The organism is Sulfolobus islandicus Y.N.15.51 (assembly GCF_000022485.1).
Taxonomy (GTDB): domain Archaea; phylum Thermoproteota; class Thermoprotei_A; order Sulfolobales; family Sulfolobaceae; genus Saccharolobus; species Saccharolobus islandicus.
This window is the reverse complement of sequence record NC_012624.1, coordinates 26,897-42,245: the sequence shown is the minus strand read 5'-3', so window position 1 is coordinate 42,245 and position 15,349 is coordinate 26,897. Positions and strand designations below refer to the sequence as shown.

The window sequence follows — 15,349 nt, the reverse complement described above, 5'->3', positions numbered from 1 at the left end:
CCCCTAAAGGTAGGGAAGTGAAAATGGGAGATAATATATTCGGAATGGATATTAGAAGATTCTCTGTTTTATTTATAGCAATAATAATAATTCTGGCATTTATAGCGAGTTTTGCAAATCTAAAAGTACCTCAACAGAATTCTTCAATACAAATAGGAAGTGGAGGAGGAAGTTCTGGGTCTTACAGCGTCCCAGGGCCTAAGTACATTTATAATAAAACAGTAACATTAAGCCCTTCGTTACAAGATCTACAATATGTTAGGGGAAGCTACAGTAATCTACCAGCACCTTATTACAATATTTCTCCAGAAGCATATATCTTATTCAACTTCTCAAAGCCTGACAACAATATGTTAAATCTCTTATTTGATGCATTGGCTAGAAACGCAAGTGAAATTGCTCCAGGGCCATACGGTGCTCTATTATCTATAGCTAGCAGTGCCTATGTCAATATTACCAATTATAAGAATACTTCACTCCAGCCGTTCCCATTAAATGAAAATGATACAGAAAACTATTCAAAATGGGATATAATAGTAAAATATGGGAAAACACTCGAGGCGCCTAATGGATTTCAGTCTGGCTGGAGCTATCCTCCGTCAGATCTAATTTCAGTAAACCCCCCAGTTTACAAAATAATTAATGAAACTTCTGTAAAAACTAGCGTAAACGTTCAATATAACGAATATACATATTTATATAATAAATATACGCACAATCAAGGTAACGTTACTTATGTTTATGAGTATTACGCGATGAAAGTTTGGGGTACAGCCTATCTGTATGCAAATAATCAGCTGATAAATTCTCAGAGTTTCGCGACAACTTTCTATTGGTATGGAGGGGAATATGGGCCTAATTACATCTATGGAACGATTACAGTACCTCCAGAAAGTACACAAGAAGTTTATGGAAGCTATAGTATAAGTGCTGGAGCTGGATATAAACATTATCAACGTACTGTTAATAATACAACATATATTTATTATATATACTACCCTACAGGGCCTTATTTATCTACTACAAGTTATAATTTCAACTGGTATGAGTATAACGTGACATTACCAATAATGGTAATAGTCTACAACGGTTCAGATCCACAGACACTTATTAATAATAAAATCTACAATTCTAGAAATATTACAGCTTACTTTACGTATACTACGTGGAGCTCAGATCCGATTGCGAATAGTACTACGATAGTTACTTACGATCACATACAGATAGCAAATTATACTATTGAAAGAATTTGGCACGCTGGTAATATAGAAATTATTCCACTATTAAACACACAACAAGACTGGAACACAATAAACTACTATCTTACTTTCAACGTTCAGGATAATACAGTACAGCCTCCTTACTGGATCTCTCAAAAAATGATTTATAGCAAGTCTGCAGCGATTTCGTGGTTCTATTTAGAGCAAAACGCTACGTTAGCACACACATTGTATAATTATATCATGAAAACAATTAATAAAACAGACTTTCAATATTGGAAGTTTGAGTATTTCGTTCTCGCATCACAATTTGTTATGTATACTTTCAATACTACATCTTCTGTTTTTACTAATCTTCTAGAGCTTGAATCTTTCTACGAGAACTGGAGCTTAGTAACTGCTAATATCCTAAATTTGTCTGCATGGCCTAAATTGCAATATTTCAACTATCAGATAATGTTCTTTAACATAAGCAGAATCCCACAGATTTACAATAATACAATATTTATGAATATCACTGGAAATTATGAAATATATCTTGTCGATATTTACAATGCATTATATTACAGTGGGTTCAATAAAGTCCCGTTTGGCAACATATACTACTATTTTAATCCACTTAACAATGAGACGACTTACTTCTATCTTAATACTACTGGACAACATATTCCATATTTACATGAAACTCTATGCTTCACGTCAGCGAATTACATACCTAACATATTCTATGCTACATTTCAATACACTGCAGCAGTCAAAACAGAAATAATAGCGATCTGGAACGGGACAGTTTGGGTAAGTTAAGTCTTTTTTCTTAGTAAACTGGGGAGTTTACTGGTAATACTGATTTCCCCATCAAAATCCTTACAGGCTTTTAAAATACTTCTATTTTCTGATGCAAGAGTGCTACAAAGTAAGGAACAGCGAAGGGTTTCTGGTGGACTCGTGTACGGGAGAAGTAGTAGACTTTGATAATTATACATATCAAGATTATTCAAATCTAGAGTATTACGAAAGAGCAAGTTCTCAAAAGAGAGAAACTGAGAAAGAAATCAAAGATATGAAGAAAATAGTACTGAATTATCTTCAGAGCGTTATGACAGAAAAAGAGAAAGAGATGTTCTATAAAATTTTGCAAAAGATTGATGAGAAAAAATTGGACGCGTCTTTTTACTTAGCGATTTACGAATATATTCTAGAAAGAGAAGGAAAAGTGGTAACCAGAGACTATATCAAATTCTTAAAAATGAAAGGACTAGGCAGACACGCGATTAGGCAGAAGAAGAAACTTCTGAGGCACGTGGTTAGGGAGGATCCTATTATACATTATATATATGAATATAGTGGTGACAAGGAAGAGGCATTGAGAATATATGAGTTGTTGAAAAAGAAAGGGATTATGTATGGAAAAGCTGAGACGAGAAAGAAGATATTACTAAAGTATTTATCTGACCAGAAATTGAAAGAAAAATTATTTGAAGAAGAGAGAATGAAAGAAATTGAAAGAACTTTACTTTTATTAAACATCAGGGATTTTGATAGCTTCAGTTTCTTCTAACTTTTCTTCCAGTATAAGCTCTATGATCTTTTCGTTTAAGTTACGTATAATATACGCTTCATTTTTCGTTAAGTATCTGACATAGTAAACATTTCTAACTGCAGCTATTTGCACATAGCCTATGTCATTTTTTACAAGAATTATCACACCATTAGGGAGAGAATTTATTTTGATATTATATTTCTTCGCAGCTTTTTCAATGAGCTGAACTAAGCTCATTTCACTCAGTCCTCCAATGTTCTTTTTCTTCGTCAGTGAGTTGGATTTGAATGTGTGTAGTAATTGCGCCAGTCCTCAGAATTCCCCTTCCACGTGAAGATTTCAGGATATAGTCAATCTCTTCTTCAGAAAGATGAGCTAAATTAACTAGGTCGTCTTTTGCCTCCTTCTCTTGTTTTAATATTAGTTTGTTGTTAGCCAATTGCCAGGCTTCTCTACTATAGTTGTTCATATTATAATGTTGTATCAGTTGTGTCATAGTGATCATTGAAGTCCGTAAAGCCCTGGCTGTTCGGTAAATGATCGCAATGATCTTAGCTACTGACTGATACTCGAAGAGGAAGTGGGCTTCGTCGATGAGGATTAATTTCTCGACATCCTTGGGGAGTTTATTAATTAGTGAATATGCATAAAGCATTAGCATAGTTGCTGCCAAACGCTTCTTCCTAGTGTCCTCAGTTTTCAATCCCAAAATGACGAATTTCTTATTCTTTAGACTAGGCGGAGATCCTTGAAAGACATACTTATCAGAACCCGTTGTCATATTCAATAGGAAGTTCTCTAATTTTCTGTATTCAGTAGCAAATTTCTTGCTTGCTAAGTCTTCTAAATTGTCCATGAGCTCTTTTAACGATTTATTTTGCTCGAGCTGGCTTACTAAAATGCCTCGAAGCTCAGCTGGAATTCCATATGATTCTATTAAGAAATCAGCAATGTCACCAGAGCTTACTACTCCTTCGTTAGCTAAACTAACAGGATCCAATCCTAAATAATCATTATCTCCGAAAACGATGTTAAGATCTGCTTCATTTTCAAAGAATCTGTTATAGTTACTCATAGGGTCTATGACTATTACGTAAACATCGTCGTGAGCTTTTCTCAGTCTATCAATGAGAACAGCGCCAGTTGTTGTTTTACCTGCACCGGTTGTACCAGTGATGGCCCAATGTGGGTTCTGGCGCCCGTTGACCGACAAGTAGGGATTGATAGCAATTGGAGCACCTTTGTCATCGGTACCTAGAAATATCCCGCCAGGCTCAATTAGACTAAAACCTATGATCGGATAGAACTTGCTAAGACTGATGTTACTGCTTATTCTGTAACCTACGCTCCCTTCAAAACTATATAACTCCTTTTGAGCACAACAAGGAACATCTAATAGTATACCATTTTCCTGGGCAGTTTGAGTGAGTTCTCTTGTCAAAGATTCAAGTTCTTGAACTGTCTTACTGTGTATAATGAATACGAATCTGAACTTGAGGGGATCTGCAGCCTCCTCATCAAGGTCTTTCTTCAATTGAGCCCCTCTTACCAACATTTCCTCAACTTGAACTGATGAAGAGGCATACCTGGCCATCTTCTGTTTCTTCACTTCTAGGCTGTTGAGGTAATTTCTTACAGAAAGTGGTGAAATTTTCTGGAACTGAACAACTAACTCAAAGAGCTCAGGGCGTAAAGATTTGAAGTCTATTCTGCCAAGCGCACCTTCGTAAATTTTAGTCGAGTATGCATAACTAACCAGAACTCTAGCGTAACCCTCTGTAGTTTGTAAATATTTTGCATATTCTTTAACAATCTTAGGCCTCTGCGGAGGTTCGGCTGTCTCTAAGTCTAGTTCTTTCTCTGTTATCAAATTGAAAGAAGACGTAATAATAGGGAACTTAGTCCCCTCAAACTCGTAGGTATCTGGCTTACGACTGATGTAAATATAGCCCTTTTCAGCTTGACTTAAAAGAGCACTTAATTCCTTCATTTTCATATCTCTATCTTCTGGCGCTAGAAGGAAGAACGGGATCCCTTCCAGCTTGTAGTATTTAGTTTTATCCTTCTTTACTGCTTGCTGACTTGGTTTTTTGAATAAGTTAAGGAAACTCATGCTCTCAAAAAGAGCCGTTTTAAAAACCCATGTAGCACAAATAGTTAGAAAAATTAGAATAAACTCCCTAGTTTAATAAGAAAAATTCTAACTTATCATTCTCTCAATCACTTTTCTAACTCTGTCCTTAACTGCTGATATTTCAACTACTATTTCATCGCCTCCTAACTCTTCCATTGCGAAACTGAGAATCTCATCAAGTTGAAAGTATATCCTCAATAGCTTTACTAACTCTTCTAAGTTTCTCTGAGTCTGCAGTACCTCACTCATAGCTCATCCCCAGCTTGCTATGTCTTCTTCTATTTGCATCATTTCCTGCCTTGCCTTCTCTATCCTTTCCCTTAACTCCCTGTCCTCCTTAATCATCTGCTCTAAAGTCTTGATGTGCCAGCAATTGTGCCTGAAAGTATAACCCTCGCAGTCGCAGGAAGCCTTAGTAATCTTCATTGTTAGAGGATCCAGAACAATCCTAGTATAATGCAATAATCCCTTCCTACTCTTACTCTCTACGTCTCCAGCTACTACTACACCTTCAGATAATACGTAAAAAACATCTAACCTTTTAATCGGATTTTTGGGGGTTTGTGTGGAAATCATGTTTGCTCTATGTTAATCATAAAGCATAGATAGTATATAAACTTTATGCTTTACATAAACAATAGAGCATAATATAAGGGCAAAGTTATAGCATTGGAAGTAATTTTTATCTGTCGAATTGACTATCTTATATCGATAAGGAGTTGAGTACTAATATTCAACCTTTCGATACTATTTCTACTCCTTTAGGCAATTGTTATGTTTATACTATTCACTCATCTTTCATAAATAGGTTAGGTAGTTTTGATTGTGGAGAGAAGGAACAAAACGAGTTTATAAGAAGGCTTGCTGTAGGGCATTATCTAGCTGGAATAAACCATACTTTTCTACTAATTTGTGATAATGATTTGGCGGGCTTTGTTTCATTTTCCAGTTATTCTTATGCGTTCGCTGAAGGTTTTATAGGTAAGATTAGGGAGGTAATGAAGGAGGAGTTTAACAGAAGAGGTTTACCTCATGAGTTCAATATAAGTTTCAAGAAACTACCCGTAATCCTTTTAGGACAGCTAGGTATAGATAAAAGATATCAAGGCAAAGGGGTAGGGAGTGTTTTTGTTAAGAATTTCATAATTCCCTATTCGTTAGGCTATTGTATTAATAATAGTTGTATAGGAATTTTAGTTTATACAAAGACAGCTAAGGAATTTTATGAAAAACTCGGTTTCCAGCTAATTTATGAAGATAAGAGCGGAGGTGCGAATTACTTTTACTCATTATATAAAAACGTGTTAGAGGTTAGATACAAGGCTTTTCTTGCTTAACAATAACGCTTTTTTAATTAATTCTTCATCAACCTTCTCTTTCCTTATAGCCTCAATTAAGTTGTTAACTTCCTCCTCAGTATCTAGAATTATTTCTCCTTCCTCAACTTTAGCCATCTCTTTTCACTAATCTAATATTCTTCAACTCTCACTTTAATACTTTCCACTTAACACGCTATTGATTTACCTTTATAATTTCCTGCATCTGAAGAAGTAATTGAGCTATTTTCCTCCCTTTCTCACTTAAATATATTAATCTTCTTCTAGGGAATACTTCCTCCCTTTTCTCTGTTAAAAGTCCCTCATTTAATAGTTTATTAACAGCTTGGGTAACAGCGTTAGGACTTAGTTTCATTTCCTCATAAATTTCCTTTACCGCCACCCCTTCCTTTATACTAATTAAATATAATAGGATATACTGCTCGGTCTCACTGAGAACGCGATAATTTTCTTTCATATGGTTGATGTTATACATACAATGAAAAGAGTAATCTATGGTTTATGCGATATGTAAAGAGAAGATTTAAATATTATTATGCTCTATGATTAACATAGAGCAAACATGGGAAAAATATCCACAGATAAATACATCTTCCTAACTCCCAGGGCATATATCGTTATTTACCTCCTAAAGGTAGGTAAGGCAAAAGCAAGTGAAATAGCCGAAAGTACACAAATCCCATACCAGACCGTAATACAGAATATTAGGTGGTTATTAGCAGAGGGATATGTAATAAAGGAACAAGAAGGTGAAGAAATCTATTACGTCTTAACGGATAAAGGGAGACATTTAGCAACGACAGAACTTGAAAAAATTAGAAAATTGATTGAGGTGGTTCAATGAGTAAGCTGAAAGAGTACAAAGAAATTTCTATCGAAGAAATTAAGGAAGTTGATGAATTCAGAACCTTCATCCCTGAAAATAACATGTATGATAAAATCAAAGAAGATATAGCTAAAAATGGAATAAAGGTACCGCTTATCGTTAATCAAAACTACGAGTTAATTAACGGATACACTAGGCTGAAGATAGCTAAGGAATTAGGAATAAAAAAGGTTCCAGTTGCGGTATATGAAACGACTGACAGAGCTGATGAATACGATCTATTAGTATCTACAAATTTAACACAGAGGCAACTGAGTAAAGCTCAAGCCCTAGCGTTAATAGAGAAAGCAGTAGAAGAGAAGACTAAGATATTAAAAAAGAACCAAAATAGTGAAAATAATCCTAAAGAGACGAAAGTTGAACGGGTACCCGTTCAACTTAGTGAAAGTCAAAATAAAAAAATTCAAAGCCTCACTGATTTAAGGAATGCAGTAAAAGAAGAGCTAAAGAAGTATAATGTAAAGGTTGATGATAGAGCACTAGACTACTATATTAGGATTAAGGAAAATGCACCATGGCTAACCGATTATATACTAAAAGGAAAACTGGGAATCTATCCTGCCTACAGTATCTATACTAAACTACAAGAAATGGGCTTACTAGAAGCTGTAGCTAAGTTACCTCCTTACGAAAGAAATACATTACTTACCGATGGAAGAAAGATAATTTTGGATGAGAGGAAGGATCTACTTGAGGAGATAGTAAACCATAGGATGGCAGTTTCTCAAGCAATTAATAAGCTGAAGACCGAAGAGAAACTGCAAAGGTCTAAGAAGAAATCCAAGGTAAAAGAAGAGAAAGAAGACGAAGGAGAGGAAGTCGAAACTGATGAGGGAGAGGAGGCTGAAAGTGATGAGTATTCTTTCGTAGAGGAATGGGCTCAGAAGGAGGAAGAGGCTAAACAACAGTTAACTCCCCAGTTTAATACTGAAGTTCACTCGCCTGCAGAAGAGATAACCAGAATAAACCATGAAAAATGGTTACAGACTGTAGCCAAACTAAAGGAGGAGATGTTATCCAATTGCCCAGAAATTAAACAACTCTATGAAGAGAAGAAACTGGATGAAGAGGCCATTCTTACCATGGTAGAAGTTTGGAGGAACTTCCAGATAGCCTTCAAAAACCTATCAATAAACTGGCATAATGTAGCAGAACCCCTACTATCTTCTCATTTAAACAGACAACAGCTGGAGGAACTCTTCTACAAGTTCGTTAAAGGAAACATGAGGCTTTACCCAAAGGAGGAATTCGGGGTGGTGAAATGAACGGTAAAGTTATAGCTATACATAACTTCAAGGGCGGTGTAGGTAAGACTACGCTAACGGCAGTTCTTGGAATGGGCTTAGCAGTAAACCACAGAGTATTGCTGATAGACTTCGACCCACAAATGTCCTTAACACAGATATTCGTTAAGGAGGAGAGAAGGAAGGAAATCCTACAACAGTCTATAAGACCGGAATCGGATAGGAGTGCTTACGCCCTAATACGGTAGACCCAAAATCGTATTATGAAAAATAATTCTGACAGAATAATATCGATTCATGATAGATAACAGGATTTATATGAGTATTAAGAATTCAGTTGAAGAAAGGTTTAAGCTGAGGGAGATGTGGTATTACCACGTGAGTAAGTGAGATGGTAACACCGGTACTCCCTCACCAAAATAACATTCAACAAATAGGATATAAATTACTTTCCATGCTGAACTTCAAGGGAAAGAAAGGGGAAGAGGTGGCGAGAACCCTCATCTCAGCGTGTTTATGGAACGATTCGGTGGAAAGCAAGTCGAGGGCGTATGGCGTGTCCCCACAGACCGTGAGGAATTACGTGGAGGAGCAAGGGATGGAAGTTATTGAGAAACTCTTGGAAAGCGCCAGGAAGATATCCTTGAAGGTACTGAAGGGAGTCAAGGAGATAGACGTCTCAATAGACTGGACAACCAAGACCTGGTACGGGAGACCGGTGGGAGGGCTCGGGAGTTCGGAGGAGGGAAACTCTTGGAACTACGCAACTGCGACGACAAAGTTTAATGGGAAAGTGCTCCTACTGGCCTTCGTCACTCAAGTCAAGGGGATGACTAAGGAAGAGATCGTGAAGGCCCTCGTGGAGCAAGTCGTCGCGATGGGGTTCAAGATAAGGTTGATAACTCTTGACGCAGGTTTCTATACTGTTGATGTGCTCAACTTCATTTCACAGTTTAAGTATATAGTTGCTGTGCCTGTTGGGGATGTTAAGGTTTATGAGGAGTTTGACGGGGATTACGCAACTAATAGTAAGAGGCATAGGAGGGATGAGCAGGTCAAGTTCAGGCTTCTCGTGTACAGCAAGGAAAAAGTGAGGAGAAAGAAGAAGAGTGTTGTTTATTTTGCTAGGGCTACTAATCTAGACCTACCGAAGGGGGAGGTGTTGGATTTGTACAATAAGGTAAGGGGTCCCATAGAGACCTCTTATAGGAACATTAAGGCTTTTCTTCCATTTACTAGTTCTACTAAGTTTGTTTTCCGCACGTTGATCTTCGTGCTGGCCGTGGCCTTCTACTCCCTGTACACCGTGTTCAAGGGGGAGGTGAGGAGGGAGCAGTTCAGGATACTCCTAATACTCTTGTTTTCTGATGATTTATTCTATCTAAAAGATTTTCTATTTAAATCAATAGAACCGCTTATTAATAATATAGATTTATTTTCAAGGAGGTGATTTTGGGTCTACCGAATAAGGGAGATATCGGACGTAATTGTAGAGAACTTTCTCCACGTCTCCAAGACTTCTAAGGGAGAAGTAAAAGTTTCATTAGACATAATCCCGGGATCCTACGTATCTACTTTCCACGCAATGTTCAAAGGCTACTTCCCAATGTTCGATGAGTTTGCAGTTAAGAAAGAGTTAGAGAACTTCAGAGAAAAATATGACTTCATACTGATAGATACCTCACCTTCTGACGTAGTCACAATAAAGCCTGTTCTGAGGGCTTCGGACTATTTAATAATCCCAGAAGATGGTACCATTGAGGCCTTTAACGCAATGCTCATATTCCTTAAGGAGGCTTTGCCTAAATACATATGGAGCAGTTTCGATAATCCTAGAGTATTGGGATCTGTCCTCACTAAGGTTAGGAGGAATTCAACTAAACTATTGTTAGAACATAACAAGTTATTGCTTAACGAAATCTCAGAGAACACGGAAGTGATGAGCCATATCTACGACCCGCCTTACTTCGGAGCTAACGACGACCACCCAGAGGACTTCATACTTTCATCAAATAAGGAGTATTTGAGTGACCTAATATGGAGGAACGAAAGTATACCGCCCATAGGTGAAGTATTTGACAAGCTCTTCTTAGTTAGCGAGAAACTCCAACCAGACCTCTACTCCTACTTCTATAAAGTATTCTACAGATTGCCTTCAGAGGTAGTAAGGAGGGTTAGGGAATGGTAGCCAACTATTCTAACCTTGTATATGTACACGACATAATACAGACGATAATAGTTTACAACCCTAACTTCGTAATGACGCTTTTACAAGCTAATGCCGACGATTGGGCTAGGAAAATTATCGGCATAAAGTACTCCTCTAAGGAGGTTAAACTGCCCAACGATAGGGCTATAGATGCGTTATATATAGCTACGGATGCCGAATTGAAGAGCTTATGCATAGGCTTTGAGGTCAAGAGCGGTAACGGTATAGACAAAGACCAACTTACGGAAGAACTGGAAGGTTTGAGGGAATTAAGGTCGTGTGTGCTTTGTTGATCTCTTCAATTTATTTCATAAGCATGATATGATGCACTGAGAATTTTTCAGTAATTAATATTTATTTCAACGTTATTCGCAAGCTCACACCCTAATACCCGGAGCTCTACCAACTAAAGAATTAGCCAAGTGGACCATCCATGCATAAGCCCAGAACTTGAGCTTAGCCTCAACCACTTGTCCTAAAAAACTTGTAGCCCTAACAGATTCCCCAAAAGTACGCTTCACAGCAGAGAATAAGGACTCAATCCTCCACCTAACACCGTAACCCCTCTCCTCCCTCCAACGATTATAACCCAACCTCTTGAACTCCCTTACAGCCTTTCTCCTAGCAGGATGACCGCGTCTAGTGGAGGCGTTCTCCCTAGGTGGAACAACAACCTCAACCCCAGTCTTGTAAACCTCATTAGCATCATAAGCTTTATCTCCATAAAACTTCTTGACCTTCTTTCCCTTATCTTGTAAATCCTTAACCGTCTTAACTGCAGTCTGAACCTCGTTGCTGGTTACTTCAGCGTTTATTACGTTGAATTGGTCCTTATCCATTACTATTTCGATCTTGAGGAATTTTGAGTCCTTGGTTTTTCCCCATTTTGCTATAATGTATTGTCCTCCCTTGTTTGTGCTTATTCCCGTTGCGTCTGCTATTACTTCAAGTTGGTCATTTGCCTCTGGGAATTTTATGTTCATGTTTCTTACTCTTTCCCATATTGTTGAGTAGTCTAGGCTTGTTGGGATGATTTTCAGTCTTTCTAATGCTCTCAATACTCCTTCTATGGCCCTATAAGGTAGGAACAAGTGCAGGAACGCTAGGAAGTCGTTGAACTCCTTTGGCGCCTTGTAGGTTTTCTTGGCATTCCTATTCTCTTCTGCTAGTAATTCCCACCAGTGTTGGAAGACGTAGAAGGGGAACATTAGCTCGTATCTAGTTATAACGTTCTCGTCGTACTTGCTCCAATCCCTCTTGTACTTACTCTTTCCCATGAGTAATACTCGGTATAATTATTTATAAATTTTTGTATAATTCTGAAGTAACCCACAAAGCAGGTCGTGTGATAAAAGTTATTTAATAGTTATCGCCTCAAGGGAACCAGACATAAGCTTGGAGAATGCTTACTATATTCCCTTATCCGCTTTTTTACCTAAGATTAAGGAAGTGTTAGGACTAGTTAGTAGGTTTGTTAAGGAGTTTGAAAAAAGAGATTAGGCTTGAATTTTTCTTCAGTAAACTGGGGAGTTTATTCAACTGAGCTTTTTAAAAAGAGCTTGATTAGGAGTGGAAAATGAGGAAAGCATTAACTATCCTATTAATAATATTAGTACTTCCATCACTGCTTTCAGGAGCAGGAAATATTATAGCAACGGCACAAGGAGGTGGAGGAGGAAGTCCAGGTGGCTTAGGCCAGTTTATAGCTACACTGCAGACACTGATACCAGCAGCTCTCATACTCTTAGCAATATTAGCTAACAGATACGACCAGCGTTATGCGTTAGTGTTGTTTGCTGCTGCTATGGCATCAGCGATATTTCTTGCAGCTGCTACAGGAGGTAAGATAGGAGGAAATGTACAAATTACGCTAGTGCAACTACAGGTAAAAGTTTCTGGTCCTACTTCAGCGTACACAGGCAATACTGAAACTTATACAGTCTCATGGAGTCCTTCCATGTCTGGAACTGTAATATGGACTGTTCTATATAATGGAAGTATAGTGTACAACGCTACTGGAGGTACTTCTTTTACCTATACTTTTAATGATCCAGGTAAATACATAGTTGCAGCAAGTGTAATTAATCAACAGAATTTTGCTGGAGGTTCTGGGGCAGTTCTGGTTACAGTTACAAACCCCCCTTCACCTCTTGGGTGGATAGAAGGAGCAATCACAGGCGCAATTTCTGGATTAATTAACTCTGTCGCTAATGCGTTTACAGGATTCCTAACAACATTACTACAGATTTTTGGAGCACCTCTGGAATGGATGACATATTCTCCTACTCCTACCATGTCACCAGCGTCACAATCAATTTACAACCAAATGAAAGACTTTAGCGTTGGGCTCGCAATGCTTTTCATAGCTTTCTCAATCGCCTATAACGCTATAAGGGGAGAGTATGCCGATCTCGTGGATCTTGCTGGAGACGTAATGTACAAATTATCTGTTTGGGGACTGTTCTTCGCGGGTGGCCTAACAATTTATACTTACGCTGCGAATTTCATTAATTCTATAATATATTCTGTTGCAGGACCTTACTTAGGGATCGCAACAGTTGAATATACAGGGGGAGCTACATTGTTTACTGCATTATTTGCCTTAATGAATGGCATCCCGTTTGGGTTTGGTGATGCGTTGTCGATGTTCTTGTCCCTCGTTATGTTCTTATTAGCTATTACTTTAGCAATAGCAACGATTAAGTACGCTGTAATGCTAGCGATAGTAGACACAATTCCCTTATGGGCTACTCTATGGATATTCGAATGGACAAGAAAAATTGCTATGGTGGTCATAGACTTATTGATAGGACTTATGGTTGCTGGGCTGATAGCTGCAGTAACATTCGCTATATTGGCAACACTGCCATTGGGAGCGTTAATGTTTGCTATCGACCCTATAGCTATGGATGGGGAATTTTTGTTCACTCTAGCTTTCTTTGTCTTCGGACTAAGACCAGGAGAACATATGATGGGAGCATTCAGAAAGAAAAACGGAGGAGGATCCGGAAATACCGTAGTAGTAGAAAATAATAGTGGCGGATCTACGTCCTCAGAACCACCACCTGGAAGATATATGTAAAAAATCAACTAAAATTTAAATTAAATCTATTTTTTACGTAATTTAGCTTATTATAAGGATCATCTACGTTAGGTATTGTTATGTCCCTCCCGTCTATGGTAAGTACATGCCAGTCACCTATTTCCTTGTAAGTAGGAGCTATAGTATTGAGAACTAAGCTAGGCCTATTAGCTACGTTTTCTTGCCTCACATTCATGACAGTTATAGTCTTAACTTGATTCCATGGGACTACAAGTTCCCCTTCAATCCCTTTCTCTTCATTTATTTTCTGAACCGTTTTCTTTGCATTCTTTATAGCAAAATATAACATAAGCCCTCCTATGACTATAGCAATTAGACCATCAGCACTAGTCATCCCAGTAGTCTGAGTGAACGGATAAGCTGCCATACCTATACCTATAAGTAAAATGAGAGCGCCGAAAGCTCCTAGCATATATATTCCTATAGTCTTTGGACCGTACTTTGTCACAAACTTTCTTCTATTCATTCTGTAAATTCCGTCGTTTGCTGCAGCATGGAGAGAGATGAATACCCTAGAAGACATCATTTGGTACCTAGTCTGCAATGGGTTGAGGATTACTATTTCGTTATAGTTAAACTTCCTCATCGTCATTCACTTTTTTATTCTCCTTCTATAGCTAAATACTTTTCTGTTTTAACTTTAAACTCTACGGGAGTTAGTCCTAAAACCACCTTAAGCAAAAGGGATGTTTATACTAGGTGCTTAAGGTAAAATAAGGGCAAACTTTACAAGTGCTAAAAGTTATAATTCTCTCTTTCGATTTAGAAAATATGTTAGTGGAAATTTTAGGTGGGGTATCAGCTCTACTTCTAATAGTCCTAATAATAGTTATCGCATATTATTCAAGGAAGGTTTCGCAACTAAATAAGAAGATAACAGAAGTTCAGCTTAATTCGCAACAAATAGCTCAACAGATGTTCAATAACTGGGTTAATCAACACTCACAACAATTACAGAAGCAATTAGAACAATCAATAAAACAGCAATATGAAGCGCAGTTGGAAATGTGGAAACAACAGAATGAACAAATGATAAGAAAGGACGCTATAGCTAGATCAGTTAATACTCTTTTAGGAAGAATAGGGGAAGAATTTGCTCCTCTACTTCTGGCAGACAAATATCAAGTTAATCCTAAGGACTTCAGGCATTTAGGTAGTCCAGTGGATTACATTGCTTTCAAAGGACTTTCTGACGATAATGTACACCCAGAGGTAATCTTCATTGAAGTTAAGAGCGGGAAATCTAGTTCTCTAACTGAGAGAGAAAGAAAAGTTAGGGATGCAATAAGGAACGGAAAAGTAAGGTATGAGGTAGTCAGTTTGAACGACTTGATAGGTGAAGTGCAGAAGAAGATAAATGAAGAAATAAACAAGTTGAGTTGAAAACTTTAACAGCAGTTCCGTTTTTCCTTATTTTCTCTTAAGCAACTAGTTTAAACTGATCTTCGGCTTAACGTAATTTTAGGGAAAGCAATCGTTTTGTTTAATTTATTAGCCTGTAGATATAATTATATTTGATGCTGGCAATAAGAAGTAAGGATCCAGAAGAGATAATAGAACTAGCAAAAAAGTATAGGGCATTTCCTATGGAACTTACGCTGTATATCAATGACCCTAAAATAGTTGCAGGACTAAAAAGCAAAAGAAAAGTTGATGTGATAAAAATAGATTAACTT

General features: G+C 37.6%; 20 protein-coding genes. 12 read left to right on the top strand and 8 right to left on the bottom strand.

Annotation, left to right across the window (positions count from 1 at the left end):
* Positions 1-23: 23 nt before the first annotated feature.
* Positions 24-2,024: a hypothetical protein gene (locus YN1551_RS15485; RefSeq protein ID WP_012718305.1), complete on the top strand. Its 2,001-nt coding sequence runs from the start codon at positions 24-26 to the stop codon at positions 2,022-2,024.
* 91 nt (positions 2,025-2,115) lie between these two features.
* A complete protein-coding gene (locus YN1551_RS15480) occupies positions 2,116-2,778 on the top strand; it encodes a hypothetical protein (protein WP_012718304.1) in 663 nt (220 codons plus the stop codon).
* On the opposite strand, the gene YN1551_RS15475 is transcribed toward YN1551_RS15480, so the two are convergent.
* The 4 genes from YN1551_RS15475 to YN1551_RS15460 all read right to left on the bottom strand — a co-directional run bounded on the left by YN1551_RS15475 (position 2,740) and on the right by YN1551_RS15460 (position 5,470).
* Complete coding sequence (locus YN1551_RS15475; RefSeq protein WP_012718303.1) at positions 2,740-2,997, bottom strand: hypothetical protein; 258 nt, start codon at positions 2,995-2,997, stop codon at positions 2,740-2,742. The two genes, YN1551_RS15480 and YN1551_RS15475, sit on opposite strands and share 39 nt — an antisense overlap.
* A gap of 1 nt (position 2,998) precedes the next feature.
* Positions 2,999-4,873, bottom strand: a complete 1,875-nt coding sequence (locus YN1551_RS15470; RefSeq protein WP_012718302.1) for a VirB4 family type IV secretion system protein — start codon at positions 4,871-4,873, stop codon at positions 2,999-3,001.
* 87 nt (positions 4,874-4,960) lie between these two features.
* Complete coding sequence (locus tag YN1551_RS15465; protein ID WP_012716282.1) at positions 4,961-5,143, bottom strand: hypothetical protein; 183 nt, start codon at positions 5,141-5,143, stop codon at positions 4,961-4,963.
* 3 nt (positions 5,144-5,146) lie between these two features.
* Entirely contained in the window at positions 5,147-5,470 is a 324-nt protein-coding gene (locus YN1551_RS15460) for an SWIM zinc finger family protein (RefSeq protein ID WP_012716281.1), read from the bottom strand.
* Positions 5,471-5,613: 143 nt separating this feature from the next.
* On the opposite strand from YN1551_RS15460, the gene YN1551_RS16380 reads away from it, so the two are divergent.
* A complete protein-coding gene (locus YN1551_RS16380; RefSeq protein ID WP_012716280.1) occupies positions 5,614-6,231 on the top strand; it encodes a GNAT family N-acetyltransferase in 618 nt (205 codons plus the stop codon).
* Here YN1551_RS16380 and YN1551_RS17255 read toward each other — a convergent pair.
* Both YN1551_RS17255 and YN1551_RS15450 read right to left on the bottom strand, forming a co-directional pair.
* Positions 6,199-6,348 carry a hypothetical protein gene (locus YN1551_RS17255; protein WP_012716279.1) on the bottom strand — a complete coding sequence of 50 codons (150 nt, stop codon included), beginning with the start codon at positions 6,346-6,348 and terminating at the stop codon, positions 6,199-6,201. The two genes, YN1551_RS16380 and YN1551_RS17255, sit on opposite strands and share 33 nt — an antisense overlap.
* Positions 6,349-6,406: 58 nt before the next feature.
* Positions 6,407-6,688, bottom strand: coding sequence for a MarR family transcriptional regulator (locus tag YN1551_RS15450; protein ID WP_012718301.1), 282 nt, complete (start codon positions 6,686-6,688; stop codon positions 6,407-6,409).
* Positions 6,689-6,793: 105 nt separating this feature from the next.
* On the opposite strand from YN1551_RS15450, the gene YN1551_RS15445 reads away from it, so the two are divergent.
* From YN1551_RS15445 to YN1551_RS15420, 6 genes are all read left to right on the top strand, one after another.
* Positions 6,794-7,075 (top strand): winged helix-turn-helix domain-containing protein, encoded by a 282-nt coding sequence (locus YN1551_RS15445; protein ID WP_012716276.1) that lies wholly within the window; start codon positions 6,794-6,796, stop codon positions 7,073-7,075.
* Entirely contained in the window at positions 7,072-8,382 is a 1,311-nt protein-coding gene (locus YN1551_RS15440; protein WP_012718300.1) for a ParB N-terminal domain-containing protein, read from the top strand. The genes YN1551_RS15445 and YN1551_RS15440 overlap by 4 nt, the downstream gene beginning before the upstream one ends.
* Positions 8,379-8,609 carry a ParA family protein gene (locus YN1551_RS17935; protein ID WP_048052529.1) on the top strand — a complete coding sequence of 77 codons (231 nt, stop codon included), beginning with the start codon at positions 8,379-8,381 and terminating at the stop codon, positions 8,607-8,609. The genes YN1551_RS15440 and YN1551_RS17935 overlap by 4 nt, the downstream gene beginning before the upstream one ends.
* A gap of 143 nt (positions 8,610-8,752) precedes the next feature.
* A complete protein-coding gene (locus tag YN1551_RS15430; protein WP_012717385.1) occupies positions 8,753-9,811 on the top strand; it encodes an ISH3-like element ISSis6 family transposase in 1,059 nt (352 codons plus the stop codon).
* Positions 9,812-9,826: 15 nt separating this feature from the next.
* Positions 9,827-10,549 (top strand): ParA family protein, encoded by a 723-nt coding sequence (locus tag YN1551_RS15425; protein ID WP_338107617.1) that lies wholly within the window; start codon positions 9,827-9,829, stop codon positions 10,547-10,549.
* Positions 10,543-10,863 carry a hypothetical protein gene (locus tag YN1551_RS15420; RefSeq protein WP_012718299.1) on the top strand — a complete coding sequence of 107 codons (321 nt, stop codon included), beginning with the start codon at positions 10,543-10,545 and terminating at the stop codon, positions 10,861-10,863. Before YN1551_RS15425 ends, YN1551_RS15420 begins: the two co-directional genes overlap by 7 nt.
* Positions 10,864-10,947: 84 nt before the next feature.
* On the opposite strand, the gene YN1551_RS15415 is transcribed toward YN1551_RS15420, so the two are convergent.
* The gene (locus tag YN1551_RS15415) at positions 10,948-11,847 is read right to left on the bottom strand and encodes an IS5 family transposase (RefSeq protein ID WP_012717109.1); all 900 of its coding nucleotides are present in this window, start codon (positions 11,845-11,847) and stop codon (positions 10,948-10,950) included.
* Positions 11,848-12,146: 299 nt separating this feature from the next.
* Here YN1551_RS15415 and YN1551_RS15410 point away from each other — a divergent pair, with 299 nt between their 5' ends.
* Positions 12,147-13,652 carry an Ig-like domain repeat protein gene (locus tag YN1551_RS15410; RefSeq protein ID WP_012718298.1) on the top strand — a complete coding sequence of 502 codons (1,506 nt, stop codon included), beginning with the start codon at positions 12,147-12,149 and terminating at the stop codon, positions 13,650-13,652.
* Positions 13,653-13,656: 4 nt separating this feature from the next.
* Here the strand turns inward: YN1551_RS15410 and YN1551_RS15405 are convergent, their stop codons facing one another.
* Positions 13,657-14,259: a hypothetical protein gene (locus YN1551_RS15405; protein ID WP_012718297.1), complete on the bottom strand. Its 603-nt coding sequence runs from the start codon at positions 14,257-14,259 to the stop codon at positions 13,657-13,659.
* Between the two features lie 185 nt (positions 14,260-14,444).
* Here YN1551_RS15405 and YN1551_RS15400 point away from each other — a divergent pair, with 185 nt between their 5' ends.
* The gene (locus YN1551_RS15400) at positions 14,445-15,056 is read left to right on the top strand and encodes a Holliday junction resolvase-like protein (RefSeq protein WP_048052528.1); all 612 of its coding nucleotides are present in this window, start codon (positions 14,445-14,447) and stop codon (positions 15,054-15,056) included.
* A gap of 134 nt (positions 15,057-15,190) precedes the next feature.
* The gene (locus YN1551_RS17250; protein WP_012718296.1) at positions 15,191-15,346 is read left to right on the top strand and encodes a hypothetical protein; all 156 of its coding nucleotides are present in this window, start codon (positions 15,191-15,193) and stop codon (positions 15,344-15,346) included.
* Positions 15,347-15,349 lie beyond the last annotated feature (3 nt).